The 20648-nt window shown below is 53.4% G+C and carries 18 protein-coding genes; 12 read left to right on the plus strand and 6 right to left on the minus strand.

Features of this window, described 5'->3' with window-relative positions:
- Positions 1–187 precede the first annotated feature (187 nt).
- The 3 genes from EPA93_RS25235 (at position 188) to EPA93_RS25245 (ending at position 5858) form a co-directional block, all read left to right on the plus strand.
- The gene (locus EPA93_RS25235) at positions 188–1372 is read left to right on the plus strand and encodes a sigma-70 family RNA polymerase sigma factor (RefSeq protein WP_129890160.1); all 1185 of its coding nucleotides are present in this window, start codon (positions 188–190) and stop codon (positions 1370–1372) included.
- A gap of 117 nt (positions 1373–1489) precedes the next feature.
- Complete coding sequence (locus tag EPA93_RS25240; RefSeq protein ID WP_129890161.1) at positions 1490–2329, plus strand: class I SAM-dependent methyltransferase; 840 nt, start codon at positions 1490–1492, stop codon at positions 2327–2329.
- 313 nt (positions 2330–2642) lie between these two features.
- Positions 2643–5858, plus strand: coding sequence for an AAA domain-containing protein (locus EPA93_RS25245; RefSeq protein WP_129890162.1), 3216 nt, complete (start codon positions 2643–2645; stop codon positions 5856–5858).
- Position 5859: 1 nt separating this feature from the next.
- Here the strand turns inward: EPA93_RS25245 and gmhB are convergent, their stop codons facing one another.
- The 3 genes from gmhB to EPA93_RS25260 all read right to left on the minus strand — a co-directional run bounded on the left by gmhB (position 5860) and on the right by EPA93_RS25260 (position 8161).
- Positions 5860–6504 carry a D-glycero-beta-D-manno-heptose 1,7-bisphosphate 7-phosphatase gene (gene gmhB, locus EPA93_RS25250; RefSeq protein WP_165423382.1) on the minus strand — a complete coding sequence of 215 codons (645 nt, stop codon included), beginning with the start codon at positions 6502–6504 and terminating at the stop codon, positions 5860–5862.
- A gap of 206 nt (positions 6505–6710) precedes the next feature.
- Entirely contained in the window at positions 6711–7430 is a 720-nt protein-coding gene (locus EPA93_RS25255) for a response regulator (RefSeq protein ID WP_129890164.1), read from the minus strand.
- A gap of 56 nt (positions 7431–7486) precedes the next feature.
- A complete protein-coding gene (locus EPA93_RS25260; RefSeq protein ID WP_129890165.1) occupies positions 7487–8161 on the minus strand; it encodes a sensor histidine kinase in 675 nt (224 codons plus the stop codon).
- A 284-nt stretch (positions 8162–8445) separates the two neighbouring features.
- Here EPA93_RS25260 and rbsK point away from each other — a divergent pair, with 284 nt between their 5' ends.
- The 4 genes from rbsK to EPA93_RS25280 all read left to right on the plus strand — a co-directional run bounded on the left by rbsK (position 8446) and on the right by EPA93_RS25280 (position 12223).
- Positions 8446–9390, plus strand: a complete 945-nt coding sequence (rbsK, locus tag EPA93_RS25265) for a ribokinase (protein ID WP_207229206.1) — start codon at positions 8446–8448, stop codon at positions 9388–9390.
- Entirely contained in the window at positions 9371–10309 is a 939-nt protein-coding gene (locus tag EPA93_RS25270; RefSeq protein ID WP_165423383.1) for a nucleoside hydrolase, read from the plus strand. Before rbsK ends, EPA93_RS25270 begins: the two co-directional genes overlap by 20 nt.
- Positions 10310–10550: 241 nt before the next feature.
- Positions 10551–10862 (plus strand): iron-sulfur cluster assembly protein, encoded by a 312-nt coding sequence (locus tag EPA93_RS25275; RefSeq protein ID WP_129890167.1) that lies wholly within the window; start codon positions 10551–10553, stop codon positions 10860–10862.
- Between the two features lie 236 nt (positions 10863–11098).
- Positions 11099–12223 carry a hypothetical protein gene (locus tag EPA93_RS25280; RefSeq protein ID WP_129890168.1) on the plus strand — a complete coding sequence of 375 codons (1125 nt, stop codon included), beginning with the start codon at positions 11099–11101 and terminating at the stop codon, positions 12221–12223.
- A gap of 35 nt (positions 12224–12258) precedes the next feature.
- Here EPA93_RS25280 and EPA93_RS25285 read toward each other — a convergent pair whose 3' ends face one another.
- The gene (locus tag EPA93_RS25285; protein WP_129890169.1) at positions 12259–12477 is read right to left on the minus strand and encodes a hypothetical protein; all 219 of its coding nucleotides are present in this window, start codon (positions 12475–12477) and stop codon (positions 12259–12261) included.
- 631 nt (positions 12478–13108) lie between these two features.
- Here EPA93_RS25285 and serS point away from each other — a divergent pair.
- Both serS and EPA93_RS25295 read left to right on the plus strand, forming a co-directional pair.
- A complete protein-coding gene (gene serS, locus EPA93_RS25290) occupies positions 13109–14392 on the plus strand; it encodes a serine--tRNA ligase (RefSeq protein ID WP_129890170.1) in 1284 nt (427 codons plus the stop codon).
- Positions 14393–14455: 63 nt separating this feature from the next.
- A complete protein-coding gene (locus EPA93_RS25295) occupies positions 14456–15484 on the plus strand; it encodes an alpha-hydroxy acid oxidase (protein WP_129890171.1) in 1029 nt (342 codons plus the stop codon).
- A 20-nt stretch (positions 15485–15504) separates the two neighbouring features.
- On the opposite strand, the gene EPA93_RS25300 is transcribed toward EPA93_RS25295, so the two are convergent.
- Positions 15505–15999, minus strand: coding sequence for a metallophosphoesterase family protein (locus tag EPA93_RS25300; RefSeq protein ID WP_207229207.1), 495 nt, complete (start codon positions 15997–15999; stop codon positions 15505–15507).
- 296 nt (positions 16000–16295) lie between these two features.
- On the opposite strand from EPA93_RS25300, the gene EPA93_RS25305 reads away from it, so the two are divergent.
- On the plus strand, positions 16296–17006 hold the full coding sequence (locus EPA93_RS25305) for a metallophosphoesterase family protein (protein WP_129890172.1): 711 nt from the start codon (positions 16296–16298) through the stop codon (positions 17004–17006).
- Positions 17007–17399: 393 nt separating this feature from the next.
- Here the strand turns inward: EPA93_RS25305 and EPA93_RS25310 are convergent, their stop codons facing one another.
- Entirely contained in the window at positions 17400–17609 is a 210-nt protein-coding gene (locus EPA93_RS25310; protein WP_129890173.1) for a hypothetical protein, read from the minus strand.
- 475 nt (positions 17610–18084) lie between these two features.
- On the opposite strand from EPA93_RS25310, the gene EPA93_RS25315 reads away from it, so the two are divergent.
- Positions 18085–19140, plus strand: a complete 1056-nt coding sequence (locus tag EPA93_RS25315) for an alcohol dehydrogenase catalytic domain-containing protein (RefSeq protein WP_129890174.1) — start codon at positions 18085–18087, stop codon at positions 19138–19140.
- Positions 19130–20554 carry a dihydrolipoyl dehydrogenase gene (lpdA, locus tag EPA93_RS25320; protein WP_129890175.1) on the plus strand — a complete coding sequence of 475 codons (1425 nt, stop codon included), beginning with the start codon at positions 19130–19132 and terminating at the stop codon, positions 20552–20554. Before EPA93_RS25315 ends, lpdA begins: the two co-directional genes overlap by 11 nt.
- Positions 20555–20648: the final 94 nt, after the last annotated feature.

Below are 20648 nucleotides of genomic sequence, written 5' to 3' on the forward strand. Positions count from 1 at the left end.
GCGAGCGCGTCCCTTAAGAAAGGGTATGGAAAGCAGGCTTAAACTGAAGGTTTCTTTGCCAGGGCATTTCTATGACGTTCGGCAAGAGAAAATGCTGGCCAGCAAGCAGTATTTCTAGCCTGTAACGCTTACCTGTATACTACAGTGAAAAACCTGAGAGTCACAGAAAGGAACCATCGCAAGCGCTATGCAGTTCTCCAATCCTTCGCACCGCGAGGATCGCTTACACTGGCTGGCCGAGATTTACCGCATACACGCCGCCGATCTCCAGCGCTTTATCGCCAACAAAATCGGCGATCCCACTATGGCCGAGGACCTGACCAGCACAGTCTTTCTCAAAGCCCTGCGCTGGCTCGATGAGGATCAAGGCGCCGAAAATGTGCGCGGCTGGCTCTACGCGACGGCTCGTACCACCATCGTCGACTACTGGCAAGCGCAGAGCCAGTACGAGATGCATTCGCTGAGCGGCCTTGAGGAGCAACTGCTCAAGAGCGATGGGCCTACATTTGCCAGCCAGCAGGTCGAGACGCGTGTCCACCACCTTCTCAGCCTCTTGCCAGAACGTGACCGCACCATTTTGACTCTGCGCTATCTGCAGGGATATAGCGCCGCCGAGATCGCCAGGGCCCTGGGAACAAGCGCTGGCAATATACGCGTGCTGCAATTGCGCGCGCTCAGGCGTGCGGCACAAGCGGAGACAACTGAAAGGAACAGGTACTGTATGCAAGAAAAGGAAGCGCCATTCGAGGCCTTCGTCAAATTCATGACCCCTGAGAGTCGCCAAGTGCTTGATCTCGCTCGCGAGGAGATGCTCAATCTGAAACACTGGTGGATTGGCACCGAACATCTGATGTGGGGCCTGGCCAGCGAGGAAAGCCTCAAGTCGTTTCTCACGCCGCTGGGAATTACGCCCGAGCGTATCCATGCCGGCATCGTGTTTATCTTCGACCGTCAGGGGCAAGCAGGCCAGGCGGGGCAGGGCACACCAGCACTTGCTGACGCCTCTGCCGATACGCTTACGCTGCTCACCCCTCGCGCCAAACAGGCGATCTTCCTGGCCGGGGAAGAGATGAAGGACCAGGGAGAACAGAGCATACGCCCAACACATCTTCTGCTCGGTTTGATGAACGAAGGTGAAGGGATTGGTGCGGGCCTGATGCGCTCATTAGGCCTCAGTCTCTTACAGGCGCGCACAGCCCTGGTTTCTCCCGCTGCCAGGCAAACTTGCGCTTTCTGCGGTCGTAGCAGCTCCCAGGTGGCCCGCTTCTTTCCGCCAGAAGTCGGCATTGCCGAGGGCAGCGCAGCGCAGTCAGGCCCCCTCATCTGCGATCTCTGTGTGAGACGTTTCCAGGCCATGCTTGGAACTCCTTAAACCTATGGATTTCAAGAGGGATGCGCATAGCTGAGCAGAAATAAAAACTTGTGGAAAAGGGCATTTCACGCCACAAGCCAATGGTAGCAAATCGACAAACGAGAGAAGAGGAAAAATATGTCAAACGAGAAGAAAGGACACGGGCCACAGAGCTGCTTCTATGGCTCATCTGAGGTAGCCGAGCGCTGGCAGCAAGATGTCGAAAGGCGGCGGCAAGACATGACCGAAGCAACGCAACGCATGCTGGAGACTGCGGGGCTCAAGCCAGGGGATCACGTCCTTGACATTGCTGCGGGCAGCGGAGATCAGAGCATATTGGCAGCCCGCATAGTGGGCCCTGACGGCTCCATTCTGGCAACCGATATTTCTGTGGAAATGCTCAACGTAGCCGTGCGCGCTATCCAGCAGGAGGGACTGACCACTATCAGCACGCGCGTAATGGATGCCGAAAAGCTTGAGCTGGAAGACAATACCTTCGATGCAGTCATCTGCCGGCTGGGACTGATGCTCTTCCCACACCCAAAGCTGGCCCTGAGCGAGATACGAAGAGTTCTCAAACCCGGCGGGAAATTTGCGGCGCTGATCTGGTCCATACCCGAAAACAATCAGCTTTTCGCTTTGCCACTTGCCATTGTAGAAAAATACGCGCACGAGACATCCCCTCAGCGCGCTGATCCTTTTGCGCTTTCAGAGCCGAAAGTTCTTGCAAAGGAACTCACAGAAGCCGGCTTTAACGAAATCATCACCAGTGCGCTGCCATTTCAGTCTCATTACCCTTCGCTTGATGCTTACCTGAACTCAACAGCCAGCAGGTTGACAGCAGGTGTGATGAAGCAGCTTAGCCAGCCAGAGCAACAGCACTTATTGGAGGAGGTAAGAGAGGCGGTGCGCCAATTTGAGGGAGAACATGGCTTTGTAGCTCCGGCCGAGCTGTTGCTTGGGGCGGGGCGCAAATAGAGCAGATCAAGCTGACTCTTCTATATATACGCACAGCCGTATTTTCCGCCTGCGATCTCGACTTATCTCAAGTTTCCATGCGCAGGCGGGAAGCCAGGACCTTGACGCCTGCGGTAGCTAGTCAGCTGAGCCAGGCCAAGACAAGCACAATGGAAGGCCCGCGATGGGCATCAATGAGAGCCATCAGCAGTTTCATCCCTCGCTTTGGCAAGCTGAGAAAACTTGAGCTCGGAAAGCCGTCCTTCTCCCTTGACGAAAGCCAGCTCTTCCCGTACACTTTTCGAATAGAGTGGAAACAGGGGGAACCTAGCCGATGGCAACAAATGAGACTGCCGAGAAGCATCAAGCCCAACAGGCCTGCTTTCTATGCGCCCTTGACCCCAGCCATCACTGTCAGACACCGCAACTCGAAGGATACATCGCAGCTGTCCAGGAGCGCCAGATCCGGGGCGAGTATACACCCGTCATCTTGCTTGATACAGCCACAGAGCGTGTTGAGTTGCACCTGCCTGGCCAGTATTATCGCAGCCTGGCTCGCGAGCTCAAGGCGCGCTGGCATTCCCAGGAATCGCATAAGCTATTCCTGCGGGTCTATCACCTTCCCTTCAAGGCGCAAGAGATCAAATATAAAGATCGCGTGAGGCTGGGTTATAAGGCAAATTCCTATACGCTGGCAGTACTTGAACCTGACACCCTGCTCAATATTACCGATCTTCACCAGGCCGAGTACTGTCAGCGCCAGTACCTGCTCAAGCGCCTCAGCCCCTCGGTCAGCACAGCGGCCACCATACGTGGAAACCTGATTCATCACTGCTTCAAAGAGTTGCTTAAAGAACATGATCGCGGCAAATTTACTGGCTCAGACAAGGGCCAGGAAACGCCACGCCAGGCCTTAGAGCGGCATCTGGAACAGGCTCTACGCTTGAACAGCATTGAGCTGGCCCTGGCAAACGTATCAGCCGAAGAGATGCGCAACGAGGCCCAGGCTCATCTTGAAAGCCTGGCACACTGGTACGAAAGCGAGCGCACCACGCTCTGGGATATGCCTGCAGCCTATAGCGACAATGCGCAAGATATAGATGAGACGCTTCAGCAGGGAGGCAACCAGGTGCGCGCCGAGACTTTTCTGCTCGCGCCAGAGATAGGTCTGAGAGGCCGCCTTGATCTGTTCTGGCAACAGGGAGATCGCCAACGCCTGCTTGAGCTTAAGACTGGCGGTGCCAGCGGCAACTTGCCCAAACTCGAACATCGCTGGCAGGTGCATGGCTATCACTCTCTACTCACCGTGCGGCGCAACTCGCGCATGAAGCGCGCCCTGGCGACTCTGGTCTATAGCGGCACGCCCGGCAAAGCCCAGGCCTTCGGCATCCCTTCGAGCATTCGCGAAGTACAGCGCGTCAACGAAAGGCGCAATCTGCTCATTCTTAGCCAGATTACCGGCATTCCGGCCGCACCCCCTGGACCTTCGCGCTGCACCAGATGCAGCTTGCTTGCACACTGCCAGACCGTCTCCTCGCTGCTGGAATGGCAGCCGCCTGAGCAGGAGACAACCGCGCCATCGCCATTAGCAGATGTGGCCAATCCGCTGCCCCTGCACGCAGTTAATGCCCGCCCCCTCTACCCCGATACGACAGAAGACCGCGAGTTCTTTGCCCGCTATTATCGGCTCCTGCAAAAAGAAGGCCGGGCCAGCGAGCAGCAGCAGGCTCAGCTCTGGAAAAACTCGCTCCAGCAACGGCAGGGAAACGGCACAGCCATCAACCAGCTCATTCCACTGGGGAGAGCCGAGATCGAGCATGATGGTTGGCTACAAACTTTTCGCTGCGATAACACTTCCGAGCTGCGCGAAGGGGATGAAATCCTCCTCAGTAACGGAGATCCAATTACCCACGAAGTCGTCACAGGCACCATCCTGCAAATCAGCTCTGAGCAGGTCACCGTCTGGACCCGCGAGATTATCGCTCACCCAACCCTGTTGGATCGCTACGACAACGATCTGGTCCACATCCGCACGCAGCAGAACTTATTGCGTTGGCTTCACGTCGCGCCCCACCTGCGCGATCTTGTAGCCGGAAAAGTGCGTCCCCGCTTCTATGGGCAAGACGTTAGCACGCGCCCGGATTTCAACCAGGAGCAAAACCTTGCCATTGCGCGCGCCTTGCAGATGCAAGATTATCTGCTGATCCATGGTCCGCCAGGCACAGGCAAGACCAGCGTCATCGCCGAGATCGTCAAGCGTTTGAGGCAGCAAGGACAGCGCATCTTACTTGCAGCCTTCACCAATCAAGCCGTCGATAATATGCTAAAAAGGCTTGAGCGCGAAGGGATACACGACTACCTACGCCTGGGGCATGAACGCAGCACAGCAGAGACCGTCAGGCCACACCTGCTTAAAGCTCTGGTAGCTGCAAATACAGCCCAGGCAGAGAACGAGGCGGAACTTGTCAAGGATATCTTGAACACTACGCCTATCGTAGGCAGCACAACAGCAACCTGGTCCTCTGACCACTATACCTCGCCCACGCATGATGACGAGGTTGCAGGCGAACAGCCGACGCTCTACTTTGACGTTGCCATCATCGATGAGGCTGGCCAGCTTACAGTACCGGCCATCCTTGGCGCGCTGCGCCTGGCCAAACGTTTCATCCTGGTGGGCGACGAAAAACAATTACCCCCGCTCGTCCTGAGCAAAGAAGCCGCCGAAGCCGGCCTGGCCGAATCCCTCTTCAGCATCCTCAAGCGCCTTGATGATGACTATACGAAAAAGCAAGCCCTGGCAATCAGCGCGTGCGTAGCATTACGCACCCAATATCGCATGAATAAATGGATCTCACATTTCTCCTCAACCATCTTCTACGATAAACAACTTATCGCGCACGAAAGCATAGCCGATCGCCGGCTCGTCTTCAAAAACACAGTGAGCAGAGATGCCGATTCCGCCATCGAGAGGGCTATACGGCCAGACCTTCCCCTTGTCTTCCTTGACGTCAAGGATCAGCAAGCTCAGGAGATGGAGAAAAGGAGCGACGCGGAGGCGCGAGTAATCTGCATGCTGGTAGCTGAATTACTCGCGCGCGGTATTGAAGCAGAAGAGATAGGCATTATTGCCCCTTATCGGGCTCAAGTAGCCAATATACGCCGCCACCTATTTAGCGGCACAGATACCTGGCAGGCCCTGGACCCACAGCAAACAGCGTTGAATATAGACACAGTTGATCGTTTTCAAGGAGGAGAGCGCACGGTAATTATAATGTCATTTGCCACCACACATGAGCCGGAACCAGGCAGTCAGAGGCGCGAATTTCTGCTTGATCCTCACCGTTTAAACGTAGCCCTGACCCGCGCTCAGCGCAAACTCATTCTGGTTGGCAACCTGGCGGCCCTTGCATCCTTGCCTACCTTCAGCCGACTGATCACCTACTGTCGTAGCATGCAAACGCTCATTCACTACGATAAGGAGTCGGCGCATCAGACAGAACTTTGGGAGCCAGATAAGCTTTCAGGAGGTGTCGGCGCATCCTTATCGTGAGTTAGAGCGAAGCTACAGCCCCCAGGGCATCGGTATATTTAGCTCGCTCAAACAAAGAAGCATATGAATATTTAAACGCAGTTTGCGAGCTCTCGGACACATGCAATCCCTGCAGAATAGACTCCACAGCGTGCTTTAGATTCATAGTCACCAGGAAAGGGCCATTGGCCTCGTGGTAGTGATCGCGTAACTGCTCAACGCCCAGGCCGGTCAGCACCAACACGCTATGAATTCCAGCCGCCAGGCCCGCACGCACATCCGAGATGCTATCGCCGACAAAGACCGCATCACTCAGATCAAGCCCGAGCTCATCGCGGGCACGCAAAACCATTCCCGGCATCGGCTTGCGACAGGAGCAGTGAGCATCTTTAGCATGCGGGCAATAATATACCTTCTCGATACAGCCGCCGGCCCTGGCAATTTCATCAGCCATACGCTGATGAATATCCTCAACCGTTGAAGCAGGAATGCTGCCGCGGGCTACGCCTGCCTGATTCGTGCAAACGATAATGCGGTATCCGGCCTGGGTTAGCCGCGCAATAGCCTCGCGCGAGCCTGGCAAGAAGCGGAATTCCTGCCAGTTCTTCACATAATCCGATCGATTCTCATTGATTACCCCATCCCGATCAAGAAAAATAGTAGCCACTCTAGCACTCCTAGTCCTGTTGGATATGTACACAGGGGGCGCAAACATAGCCAGCCCCTTGCAGTTAACATTACGAGATGCTCGCAGAAGAACGAACAGGATGTCCATCATCCAGGAAGCCCAGCTTATCCACAGGATAAGCCACTCAACAATACTTCGTCAACCTGACAGCCACATGGTCGTGCTCTGCTTCAGGCGTAAGCCGGCTACACTTCGTGGATATCAACCAGGCCGTTTTTCATAGCATAGATGACTATCTGCGAACGATCATAGATACCAAGCTTATGGTAGATATTGCTGATATGGTTGCGCACAGTTTTCTCGCTGATAGCCAGAGAGCGCGCTATCTCTTTCGCCACCATACCCCGAGCAACAAGCTTTAAAGTCTCTAACTCACGCTCAGTCAAGCCATCATTTTCTTGCTTCCTTTCAGCGTTCTGCCGTTCCAGGAGCTGCATCATGCGGCTCGTAATATTGGGAGCCGTGACCTGCTCGCCAGCATGCACCGCCTTAATTGCAGAAATGAGCCCGGCGGTCGAGCTATCCTTAAGCAGATAGCCACTGGCTCCAGCGGCCAGCCCATCGAGCACATAGCCATCAGAGGTAAAGGTAGTGAGCAAAATCACCCTGGTCTGCGGTATGGTAGCCTTGATCCGCCGTGTTGCCTCTATACCGTCAAGTTGCGGCATTTTCACATCCATCAATATGATGTCTGGAGTTAGCTGGCAAGCCAACTCAATGCACTCCGCACCATTACAAGCCGTAGCCACAACCTCAAAGGCAGGCTGAGCTGCCAGCAAGCCAGCGATACTTTCGCAGAAGAGCCGTTGATCATCTACGACCATAATGCGAATAGCGGACTCGGTTTTCCCATGAGCCGCTAGCGCGCCTGCGCGTTTCGCCGAATCCGGCATCTGGATGGACATGAATCTCCCTCCTACCTTCTAAATCGCTTCCATGACGAGATCTGTCACCTTATTGCTCACCAGTTGGGCACTGGAACCTCTACATCGATACGCGTGCCTTTCCCTGGTTGACTCTCGATGGCCAGGTACCCACCCAGCAAGGTAACACGCTCACGCAGCCCGATTAACCCTTGATGGTAGCCATCCTGCTCACCTGTAACTACTGTGGGCGCAGGCGTACCAACTCCGTTATCGCCTACACTGATATGGAGGCTGCCCTCATGACTAAACATAAAAATACTGATAGAAGAAGCCTTAGCGTGTTTACATATATTTGTCAAAGCCTCACGCACAATATAATAGAGATTAGATGTATACATGAAAGGCAGATAAGCGGGCCAATCATTACATTCATACACGACAGTATAGCCAGCTTGCCGCATCTCAAGCAGTAGCTCCTGGAGAGAAGCTTTCAGGCCAAATTCTAGATCGCTATGGCCGCGCAAATCCTTCAGCGTCTGGCGCATTGCCCCCAGACTATCCCGCGCTAAGTCTTGCCAGGCCGCTAGTTTCGCAGCTACCTCTTGCTCCAGGGCGCCCTTATCAGACAGGCGTCGCGTACGAAAATACTCCATATCGGCAACCAGGGCAGTCAGCGACTGCACCACGCCATCATGGAGCTCGCGCGCAATGCGGCGCCGCTCCGCCTCTTGAGCAAAGCGCGTAGCAGGAGAATCTATGGCCTCAAGCATGTTACTGGTCCCTCAACTTGCCGTTTCCTACTCTCTATCCCAATCTCCCTTCTAACCCTCCCTACAGCAGATCAATATATCTTAATGTATACTCTTCTCGTGTTAATCTTTGATTGAGAGGCAGCTATGAGAAGGGTTAAGATTTATCAATATGCGGAACGAGTTCTTAACCTTGAGGCCAGGAGCTGCAAATGGCAGTTGCATCCCTACTCTGCTATAGTGTATGCTTCCTAACACGGATATTTTTGCGTATCAACACTCTATTGATAAATGGGAGATTCACTATGGCGCAGGGTCGTATCCTCGTCGTTGGCAGCCTAAACATGGACCAGGTTGTGCGCGTCCCCCATCTTCCAGCACTGGGAGAGACTTTGCTGGGGGCGGGCTCGCTTAAGCTGGTTCCAGGAGGCAAAGGAGCTAATCAGGCTGTGGCAATCGCCCGTCTTGGCGCTGAGGTAACGATAGCCGGACGTGTAGGAACTGATCCCTTTGGCGATCGGCTCCTCAAAGCCTTGCAGGCCGCTCAGATCGATACAGGCCAGATTGTGCTTGATGAGCAAGAGGCCAGTGGGGTAGCGTTTATCTTCCTTGCCCCCGATGGAAATAATTCAATCGTGGTGGCCGCCGGCGCGAATATGCGCCTGGGACAAGATCAGGCTCAGTTAGAGCGCATCTTCGCGGAGATACGCACGGCAAAAGCCCTGGTCTTGCAATTAGAGATCCCTCTGGAGACTGTTAAGCTACTGACCTCGGTAGCTCACGAGGCCCATATCCCGGTCATATTGAACCTCGCTCCGGCGCAGCCGCTGCCCCAGGCAACGCTGCAGCAGGTCTCGGTACTGGTGCTCAATGAGACCGAAGCCAGCTTGCTCAGCGGACAGCGCGTGGATAGTACAGAGGATGCCCGCATCGTGGCAACGGTCCTGCACGAACATGGCATTGCCAGTGTCGTGATTACGCTGGGAGCGCGCGGGGCCATTCTGGTCACCACCGACGAAAGCGGCAAGCCTCACAGCATTTATCAAGAAGCGCCTAAAGTGAAAGTTGTTGATACGACAGCCGCAGGCGATTGTTTCGTTGGAGCACTGGCCGTAGCGCTCACAGAAGGGCAGACTCCAGAAGAGGCTTTGCGCTTTGCTGTGTACGCTAGCGCCCTCAAAGTTACAAGGTTCGGTGCTCAATCAGGTCTGCCAACACGGGAGGAAGTCATTGCAGCGTATTATTCTTGATACAGATCCAGGTATAGATGATGCCCTTGCCTTCTTTTTAGCTCTGGCTTCGCCAGATGACATCAAGCTTGAGGCCGTGACAACTGTCAGCGGTAATGTAGGGGTAGAGGAGACAACTCCTAATGCGCTGGCTTTACTCACGCTGGCGGGACGCACTGATATCCCGGTAGCCCGCGGGTGCAGCTTGCCCTTAGTGCGCGAGCAGGTCAAGGCCGATTACTATCATGGACATAACGGTCTTGGCGATGTGGCGCGACCGGCAACTACTATGCAGGTGGTAGCTCAGCACGCGGCCCAGCTTATTATTGAGAAGGTTATGCAGGCTCCCGGCGAGATTACCCTCGTACCAATCGGGCCTCTCACCAATATTGCCATGGCCCTACGGCTTGAGCCACGCATCGCGCAAAATGTGCGCGAGGTGGTGATTATGGGCGGAGCATTGCGTGTGCCGGGAAATACGACGCCTACAGCCGAGTTCAATATCTATGCCGATCCGCATGCCGCGCAGATCGTCTTTCAGGCCGGCTGGCCTATTCGCCTGGTCAGCCTTGATGTAACTGAGATCACGTGCCTGCGCCCCCAAGATTTTGCCGAGCTGACGGCAAGTGGCGGTCCCGTGAAATCCTTCATTCGCGCGATGATTGACTTCCATCTGCGCAAGCCGCGACCCGCCAACGAGGTTCCTCTCTTCCAGATGCACGATCCGCTCTGCCTAGCCACGGTTTTCCAACCTGGCTTGATCACCTGGCAGCCGGTATACGCGGATGTCGAGCTCAATGGAACACATACACTTGGCGAAACTGTAGCTTACTTCAAGGCCGACGAAGCCCCTGGCGCTCCCAATATTCAGGCCCCGGTCGCCGTCGATAGCGCACGCTTCATCAAACTCTTTATGGAACGTGTGGGCAAAGCCTTTTAGCCGTTGGCGAAAACAGAAATAGCTTTAGCCGAATCAGGTCAGGCAACGCGCGTCTATCCCGTCAGCTGGCCTGATTTTTTATTGCCCATATGCATACTGTCCCGCCGCAAAATTTGTGAGAGCATTTGTAGCAAAGACTTTGAAAACTTTGACAAGACAAGATCCATAAGCTATATTATCAGAAGAATATATTCCTACTAATTTACTCGGATTAATGAGGAGCGCAAAGGAGCCAAGATATATGGCAAAAATTAACGAAGCTGAAGTCATGGACGCACTTCATGAATGTTACGATCCTGAGATCCCTGTCAACATCGTTGATCTGGGCCTGGTATATAACGTTGATATCAATGATGACGAGGGGAAAGTGCACGTCACAATGACCCTGACCGCCATTGGCTGCCCTATGGCCGGAGAAGTGATCTCCGAAGTGGAGATGCGCATAGGCCAGGTCGAGAACGTCAAGCAATGCACAGTCGAGATTACCTATACTCCTCCCTGGTCCCCTGATCGCATGACAGAAGATGCCAAGTGGGAACTGGGGATGATTTAAAAAATATCTTGCCAAAGGGCAGCCAGGCTCAAACCAGGATATCTTCGGACATTCTCAGTTCCATTTCTTTCGGCTCTGGCTGCCTTGCGGATAGTCCTCTCTCATCCCCGATAAACTGAATGGTGAACCCATAAGCCTGGCAAACTGAGCCTTTGCAACTTGGCATAGGCAAATAAACATGTTATGCTAGCGCATGAATTGTGTGTCGCTATTCAGGAGAAGCATCGGAGTAGTTCATGCAACATTGTCTAGAGTGTGGTGTTTCGTTACCGTCTGGAGCAAATATTTGTCCTAACTGTCACACACAGCTCCCTTATAAACAACGTATTGCCAGCACTTACCCAATACAAGATGCCTCTCCCCCAGCGCCTCTTTCCCGACCCTCAGCAGTTCCAGAAACTCCGCCTCCAGGTAGTCAGAAGAGCTACCCAACTCGCCCACTCGCGCCCCACCAGTTGGCCAGTTCGGCCACACCGAGCCCATATTCCCCTGAGCAACCCGGTCGTCGCGGACTCTCAAAGGGCATGGCTATCCTGCTATTTTGTATCTCCTTGCTTCTATTATTTAGTGGACTCGGGCTTATCTTTTACACAAGCATTGCGCGACCAAACCAGTTGCGGGCCGAAGCCACGGCTACCGTCCAAACCCTGCTGACCGGCGACGCACGCTCCACAACCACGGCCAATGTCCAATCTACAGCTACAGCGCAGGCCTATACACGCGTCACCGCCACGGCTCACACCCAGGCCACGGTTGAGGCCGCCGCCACGGCCACGGCCCTCCAACAGCTCTATCTCCAGGCCACCGGTGGCTCGCCAGTACTCTATTCACCGCTGGCTCATCAGGATCGCGCAGATTGGGATATCTACGATGCCACGGGTGGAGGTGGTTGCAGCTTTGCTCACGGTGCCTTGCATGCCAGCGTCCAGCAAAAGCAGTTCTACGCGCCCTGCTTTGCGCACGCCACCAACTTCCACAACTTCGCCTTTCAAGTGGAGATGACGATTCTTAAGGGAGACGAAGGTGGTCTGGTCTTTCGGGCCAATAACTCCAATGCCCACTTCTATTATTTTCGCGTCGGTCGCGACGGCCTCTTTAGCCTTTTCATTGCCAAAGATGATCGCCATAGCATGGCCATCACCTTCGATACAAGCCGGGCCATCAAGACTGATCCCGGTGATAGCAATCTGCTCACGGTCGTCGCCAAAGACAACAATTTCTATCTCTACATCAATAAGCAGTTTGTTGGCAGCGCCAACGACAGCACTTACAGTGTCGGCCAGATTGGCATCTTCGCCGGCGATAACACCAATCCCACTGACGTCGCTTTCCAGAACGCCCGCGTCTGGATTTTGCCTTAGCAACCATGGCTATTCCTTCTCTCCCACGGACCTTTCTATCCGCCTGAAGAGGTGGTTTTGCCTTTCAGATAAAGCCAATAGATGCCATAAGCCACGGCCCCCAGCGGAATTGTGCAGGATACAATAATCAATGCGGCCCAGATCAACTTAGCATACCAGGGCAGCACTGGATTTCTGATGCAAGCAATCAGCGCCCATAGCGAGATCACAAGCATTGAACCGACGACAAGCAAAGATTGTTCAGGACCAACCATCTAATACCTCCTCCTTATTTGCATGATATAATCAAAAACGCTTTTTCAAGTAGAAAACAAAAATCCTGCATATATACTTTATGCCTGCAAAGGTCTTGAGAAGCAACAAATGTTTTTATGATCAATAAACATATTTAGCACAGCTATTTAGTTTTCCTTTTTTGCCCCACCCATCTGCCCAAATAGAAAGGAAAACGGGGATAATCCGCTAGATCGCGGCGCGCCCCGTACCCCAGCAGAGGGCTGGCCGCCCTCTGCACTCCCGCTTTGGTAAAAACTAAATAGCCCTGCATATTTAGCAGCGGACTTGACAAAGCGCAAATTGACTGTTATCCTCTTACATGAAGAAAAAAATGGCAATGAACGGAACGAGTAGCTCCTGATCGAGCAGCAGAGAACTGCGGGCCGGTGCGACGCAGCCGCCGACAAGAGTGAAATCCAGCCGGGAGCCTACGCGCTAAGCGTCAACGGGAGCCTCCGTTAGCGGGCAAGAATGAGTTTCGCTGCTTGCACAGCCTGCAGTGAAAAAATCAAGGTGGCACCACGATAGAGCATATTCAGCGTCGTCGTCCTTCGTTAAGGACGCGGCGCTTTTTTTATTGATGAACTGCTTACATCCAAAGGAGCTAGTATGCTAGATCTCGCATTTATCCGTAACAATCCCGAGGCCGTCAAAGAGGCAGCCCGCTTGAAAAACAACACACTTGATATAGATGCCCTGCTTAGCTTAGATCAGCAGGTACTCACCCTTCAGCGCGAAGTAGAAGAGGCCCGCGCGCAGCAAAATGCGCTCTCGAAGCGCATCCAGCAGGCCGCCCGCGAGAAAAAGGTCGAGGAGCGCAACGCCCTGATCGCCGAAGGCAAAAGGCTGGCAGAGCAGATTAAAGAGAAGGAACCCGAGCTGAGCCGTCTGCAGGAAGAGCGCTATCGCATGCTTCTGCTTGTACCCAACATTCCTGATCCTAGCGCCCCTATCGGCAAGGATGAGAACGACAACGTACCCATTAAGTATTGGGGCGAGAAGCCAGAGTTCAACTTTAAATCGCTTGACCATTATGAATTGATGCAAAAGCACGATCTTGTGGACATCGAGCGTGCGGTCAAGGTAGCCGGTAGCCGCAGCTATGTGCTTAAGGGTGATGCCGCACGCCTGGAGCTTGCTTTGATGCATTTTGCCTTTGACCGCATCGCCCTCAAAGGCTTTACGCCCTTAATTGTGCCGGCCATGGCCCGCGAATTCTGCTTTATAGGCAATGGTCAGTTCCCCAAGGGTCGGGACCAGGTATATGCTATCGAAGGCGAAGATACCTTCCTTGTTGGCACATCGGAAGTCTCGATTACCGGCATGTTCAAGGATGAGATCCTCAAAGAGGAAGAGTTGCCCAAAACATTTGTCGGCTATTGTCCCTGTTTCCGTCAGGAAGCCGGCACTTATGGTAAGGATACGCGCGGCGTCTTCCGCATTCACCAGTTCAACAAAGTAGAGCAATATGTCATGTGCAAGGCCGATCATGAGGAATCGGTGCGCTGGCACGAGCAGCTTTTAAAGAATTCGGAAGAGCTCATTCAGGCCCTTGAGCTACCCTATCGCGTTGTTAACGTTTGCACAGGCGATATGGGAGATGGTAAAGTTGGGATGTACGATCTTGAATGCTGGGTTCCCAGCGAGGGAAGGTATCGCGAAACGCACTCGTGTTCGTACTTCCACGACTGGCAGGCCCGCCGAGCCAACATTCGCTATCGCGATGAGGAAGGTAAAGTCAAATTCGTCCATACGCTTAACAACACGGCAATCGCCTCGCCACGTATCCTGATTCCTTTGCTGGAGATTCATCAGCAGGCCGATGGTAGTATACGCATTCCACAAGCTCTGCGCCCCTACATGGGAGGTCAGGAATACATCAAAGCCCGCTAAATAGTTTTGGCGCATAGGGGAATGAGCTCCCCTATGCCTACCCGCTGATCAGGAGGTTATCACGTGCGTCCCGTCAATCTTTTCGACTACGAGAAACTGGCCCAGGAACGCCTGGAGCCAGCAATTTGGGACTTCTATCACGGTGGAAGCGATGATGAAGTGACGCTGCGCGAATGTCGACGCGCCTTCGAGCGCATTCGCCTGCGGCCGCGCGTGCTGGTAGATGTGAGCACAATTGAGATGCGCACAACAGTGCTGGGGACTCCTGTAAGCATGCCGATCCTGATAGCGCCAACCGCTGCCCATGGCCTGGCCCACGCACATGGCGAAGTGGCCACCGTCAGGGCCGCCGGCCAGTCCGAAACGCTCATGATCGTAAGCACTACCGCCGCGCTGGGTATAGCCGAGGTGGCGGCAGCGGCCAGCGGCCCCCTCTGGTTTCAGCTCTATACTCACCATAGCCTGGAGATAACTGGCAAATTGGTTCGCCAGGCCGAAGAGCTCGGTTATCGCGCCATCGCCCTGACTGTTGACATTCCCCGTTTAGGCAATCGCGAGCGCGACCTCTACAACAAATTCGTTCTGGAAGAACGCACACCACTGCCCAACTATCCCAGCCAGGACATTACAGCTCTCGAACGGCATATGATCGATACATGGGAAACCGTGGATTGGCTGCGCGCCACAACGAAATTGCCGATTCTGCTCAAAGGTATTTTGACGGCAGAGGATGCACTCCTCGCTATAGAACACAAGGTCGCAGGTATTATTGTCTCAAATCACGGCGGGCGTCAGCTCGATGGCGCCATACCCAGTATCGAAGCCCTTCCGGAAGTCGTTGAGGCCGTCAAGGGACGCTGCGAAGTGTATGTCGATGGTGGCATACGACGCGGCACAGATATTCTCAAAGCCCTGGCCCTGGGAGCGAGAGCTGTGCTGATTGGACGCCCCATTATCTGGGGCCTGGCCGTAGATGGGCAGCAAGGGGTCCTCCGCGTGCTGGAGATTCTGCGCAACGAGCTAGAAATGGCTATGGCCCTGGCCGGCCGCCCCAACCTTGCCAGCATCGATCCCTCCCTGCTCAAGCTTTAGCCCGAACATCCAGCTAGCGCTTAGCTCAGGAGAATGATTTCACCACGCACGCTATCCGTCTCGTCATCGATGAAAAGCTTCCCAATACTGCAGGTTGGCTGGCGACGACGATCCGTGGCGCTGCCAGGATTGAACAACAACTGTCCGTCATGCTCCTGATTGTAGGGATTGTGGCTATGCCCAAACACCACAACGCGCGCGTCAGGAAATTCCTGGCGTGCAGTCTTTGCGTACTGCGCAGTCCTGCCCAGGATATGCACAATCCCAATGCGGCACTTGCCGATCACGATCTCGCGCTTAATTGGTAGTTGCAGGACAACTTCCATCTGCTCCACATTGCCCTGGACAGCCGCGACAGGCGCAAGCGTCTCTAGCTCCGCAATTACTTGCAGGATTGAGAGATCGCCAGCATGAATAATCTGTTCAACATCAGCAAAATGTTCCCATAGCGCCTCCGGTAAGCGCTTAAACTCGGGAATATGCGTATCCGAAATCACACCAACTTTTCTGATCATCTTCGTCTTTCTTCTCTCTGCTCTGGTCACCAGCCCTAACCAGTAAACAAGGTTGGGCTTATCTCATGCAGAAAATATTTTGTTCTATTTTAACATACCTGCCAGGTCCCTCAGGGATCTCAAGACTCTTTGAGGGAGGTAAAGACCTCTTAAGGCTTTTATAAATGAAAAGTTAGCAAATTATTAGCAGAGTCAACAGGTTTTGGTGTATAGTATTTATGGTCTTTTTAGATACGACCTATCCTCATGGATAGTAGCTTAATAGTAGTCTACAAATATTCCAGGATTCTACACATATGCGCGTAGCAGTTATATCAGATATTCATGGCAACCAGCTCGCCCTGGACGCCGTACTACAGGATTTGCAGCAACAAGCTCCTGTTGACCGTCTTGTCATCTCAGGCGATCTCTGCTTAAATGGGCCTCGCCCCGCAGAGGTGCTAGCAACGATTCAGCAATTACGCTGCCCCGTTATTCAGGGAAATGTAGACAAAGAAATCGTGACAGGAGCGCCTCACAAAGGAGCCAAAAAACGCCATACCATTGCCTGGACACGCGAGCAGATTGGTCCGGAGGGCATAGCATACCTGGCCGCGCTACCCTATACTCATCTTGTCACTAACCCCTATGGTCGCGATCTCCTGGTTGTACATGCCAATCCCCTCAACCAGGAGCAGGCTATCTTTCCAACCTCACCCAATAGCTTGCTCGAACACCTGCTAAAAGAGATCAAGCCAACCATCGGTGCCATGGCCTTTGGTCATCTGCACATCGCCTATACCCGGCGCTGGCGCCACATTCTGCTTGTTGATGTCGGAAGTTGTGGATTGCCACGAGACAATGATCTACGCGCGTCTTACGCCATCCTCACCTGGCAAGATCACAGCTGGCAGGCCGAGATCCGTCGTGTGGAGTATAACATCAAAGAAGTCGTCAAACAGCTCAAAAGTAGTGGCATCCCGCATGTAGAAAAGCGCGTCAAAATACTTACGGAGGCCAGATATTAAAAGTAGCACTTCCATTCCTGGTGTAGCAGCTCGTCCTTAAGCTCAAGCAGTACAAACGCTAAGAAGCCAGAAATTTTCCTGCAGTTTGTTCCATTTCTAATCGATCTTTTGCAAGCTAACGCTCTATCCAATGTTTAAATTCATTTCAGGCACAAGCTGCTTTCGCCACTTCCCGTAGCTTGAGGAGAAGAGTGTATGGAGCACGCGCCAGGCACTTTCAGAGCGAGAGGCATGTCTTTTCCACAAAAGATGCATATCACGTTAGTCAGAGAGTAAGGCTTTACTTAAGCCAGATCTCTCCCCTGACCTCGTGGCGTGCTGCCCCCAGCGGAGAAATAAAAAGATGCTAGCACCAACTGTACAAGAGATTGTGCTAGCATCTATTAATAACGCTTACTTTCTTTCAAGGCAATCAAGCCAGCAAGAAGTATGCTCATTGCGTAAAAAATCAGCCACATCATTGCATCGTGTCAACCGCCCTTGAGCTTGCACTGCCGCCGCCTGTGCCAAGGTTGCCTCCTCGCCCAGGTAGCTGGCAGCATCCCCAATATCCACCAATTCTAACTCCTCAATGATTGCATGTAATTCCCCCGTCGTCGTCATTGCTTATACTCCCTCATAAGAAGTCGTGCGCTAAAAATTTTACCCACTTCCACGTGTTATCTCAGGCCTATTTCCCTATAAAAAGCACGTGCCAGCTGCGCATATCAATTTATCATACCAGGTAAGTAGGATAATAGTGACCATAATAATCGAGTCATTATTTATACCTCTCATCAATAGATACGTTTGAGGCTACACTACGATATTCCCAACAAATCAAATTAGTCCTAATAGGCCATTGCCTGGCCAAAAGTGTGATGACCCGTTAAGCAAGCTAGCATCGTAAAAAACAAAAAAGCTAGCGGGCGAAGTTTGGAGCAGAAGATAGCGACCCCAGCGCGCAAGCGCTCTTAGGTCATCTCCAGCAAAAGTAAGCGAGCTCTGTGCCCTTGGCGTACATAGCCCCTACTAATCCAAACGTGGTATACTGACGAAAGACAAACACATCACACAAAAGGGGTTACCGGGCAGGGCCGTGAAAGCAGTAATTTACCACTCCTACGACGATATTCGCGTAGAACAAAGACCGATTCCAAGCATTACAGATCAGGAACTACTTGTAAAGGTACACGGGTGTGGGCTCTGTGGCTCAGACATCATCAAGATTGTACAGCAGGCAAATCCCCCCGTTATTTTAGGGCATGAGTTGACAGGGAGCGTCGTCAGGCGCGGACAAGCAGTAGCAGACTTTAATGAGGGACAGCGGGTCATTGTCGCCCATCACGCGCCCTGTGGTCAATGCCACTACTGCCGGCACCGCAACTATTCGATGTGTGCAGCCTTTAAGGCTTCAAACATTGATCCATGCGGTTTCGCCGAGTATATTCGGGTTCCGGCGGAGAACGTGCAGCAAACCACGTTCCTCCTCCCAGACACCCTGAGCGATGAAGAGGCATCATTTACCGAACCTCTAGGCTGTTGTGTACGTGCAGTCCGCCGCACGCCGCTGCAGGATGGCGATAGTATCGTCATCATCGGTCTGGGTTCGATCGGGCTCCTGATGCTGCAGGCGACCCGCGCTCTGGGCGCGGCGGCGGGACATCATGTACGCGTCTATGGCGTCGATCTTGTCCCCGAACGGCTTCAACTTGCCCGCGAACTGGGTGCAGATGAGGTCTTTGCAGCACCTTCCAGCGAGCAAGGCTTGCGCGATCTGCTTAACGAGGTCACCGCTGGTAGAGGAGCCGATTGCGTTATCTTGACTGTCGCCGGAGCACGTCCTTTCCTACAGGCTCTTGCCAGTCTTCGTAAAGGTGGCACGCTTAACATTTTCGCCGCGCACTCCGGTGCAGTGCCCCTGGATATAGAAAAGATATATCAGCAAGAACTGAGTGTTATCAGTACCTATTCATCATCACCAGAAGATCTGCGCATCGCCCTTGACTTACTCACGCACCGAGAGGTACGTGCAGACAAGCTTATAAGCCATCACCTTCCATTGGAGCGCTTCCACGAAGGCGTTGAACTAATGCGAGGACGCGCAGCTTTAAAAGTATACTTTCAGATTGCAGGAGAAATTCATGGCAAATAACCATTATAACGTGGCAGTGATTGGAGCAGGCCCCGGAGGCTACGTCGCTGCCATTCGTGCCGCTCAGCTCGGTGCCAGGGTTGCCATCGTAGAAAAGCAATATCTTGGCGGCACCTGCCTGAACGTGGGATGTATTCCCTCTAAGGCAATGCTGCACATTGCAGAAGTCATGCATAACCTGGAATCACTAGACGAGCTAGGCATTCATCTTCCCCAAGCACCAACCTTTGACATGGCAAAGGCTACAGCTTTTAAAGATAAAGTCGTGAAACGCATGACCAGTGGCGTAGGCACCCTGATGAAGGGCAACAATGTCGATGTCTTCGACGGCACCGCAACCGTTGACGCCTCGCGCACCATCACGGTAAGCAAGAATGGCGAGCAACAGCAGTTCAGCGCTGATAAGATCATCCTGGCCACGGGCTCGGTCCCACTCATGCCGCCAATGCCCGGCATCGATGGGCGCAACGTCATCAATAGCGATACCTGCTGGAGCTTCACTAAGCGGCCAGAAAGCCTGATCTGCGTTGGCGGCGGCGTCATCGGTATTGAGCTTGCCTGTATGTTCAGCGCCTTAGGCACAAAAGTAACCGTGCTGGAAATGCTGCCCAATGTTCTGGCTCCGGTAGACGAAGAAGTACGCCGCCTGCTGGTTCGTATCCTGACCAAGCGCGGCATTACGCTGGTGACCGGCGCGAAGGTCGAAGGCATTGAAGACGAGGGCCAGCAAAAGAAGGTAATCGCCACAACCGATAAGGGCCAGCAGAGCTTCACCGGCGAATATGTGCTGATGGCTGTTAGCCGCCGGGCCAATACAACCGGTCTTGAGCAGCTGATCGAGCAAGGGCTTGATCAGGATCGCGGGCGCATTCGCGTCAACGAAAAAATGGAGACCAACTTGCCTGGCATCTATGCTATCGGCGATCTGGTCCATGGCGCTGGCCTGGCCCACGTCGCCTCCACCGAGGGCGAGGTTGCATCCGATAACGCTATGGGACACGAGGCTGCTATGGATTATAGTGTTGTGCCTAATCCCATCTATACCTTCCCTGAGGTGGCTTTTGTGGGGCTCACGGAGGCCGACGCCAAGCAAAAATATCCAGAGGCGCGCGTGGACCGCTTCCCCTGGAGCGCCATTGGCAAGGCTGTAGCAATCGGCGAGACAGACGGCTTCACTAAAGTCATTATTGGCAAATATGGCGAAATTCTTGGCGCACATATCATCGGACCCGACGCGACTAACCTTATCACAGAGTATTCGCTGGCCATGCGTGGTGAGCTCACCGTCGATGAGATAAGTGAGACGATCCATCCACACCCAACGCTTAGCGAAGGTTTGCGCGAGGCTATTCTTGCCGTCGAGGGTCGTCCGATCCACATCCCACCCAAGAAGCAACCGGCTCGCGCAAGATAGCTGACATATTCGCTCATATATCTACTTTTCTAAAGTAAGGTGCTAGGATAACATAAAGTTGTTCTAGCACCTTTTCCTTTTCTCGCTCTCCCAT

The organism is Ktedonosporobacter rubrisoli (assembly GCF_004208415.1).
In the GTDB taxonomy this organism is placed as follows: domain Bacteria; phylum Chloroflexota; class Ktedonobacteria; order Ktedonobacterales; family Ktedonobacteraceae; genus Ktedonosporobacter; species Ktedonosporobacter rubrisoli.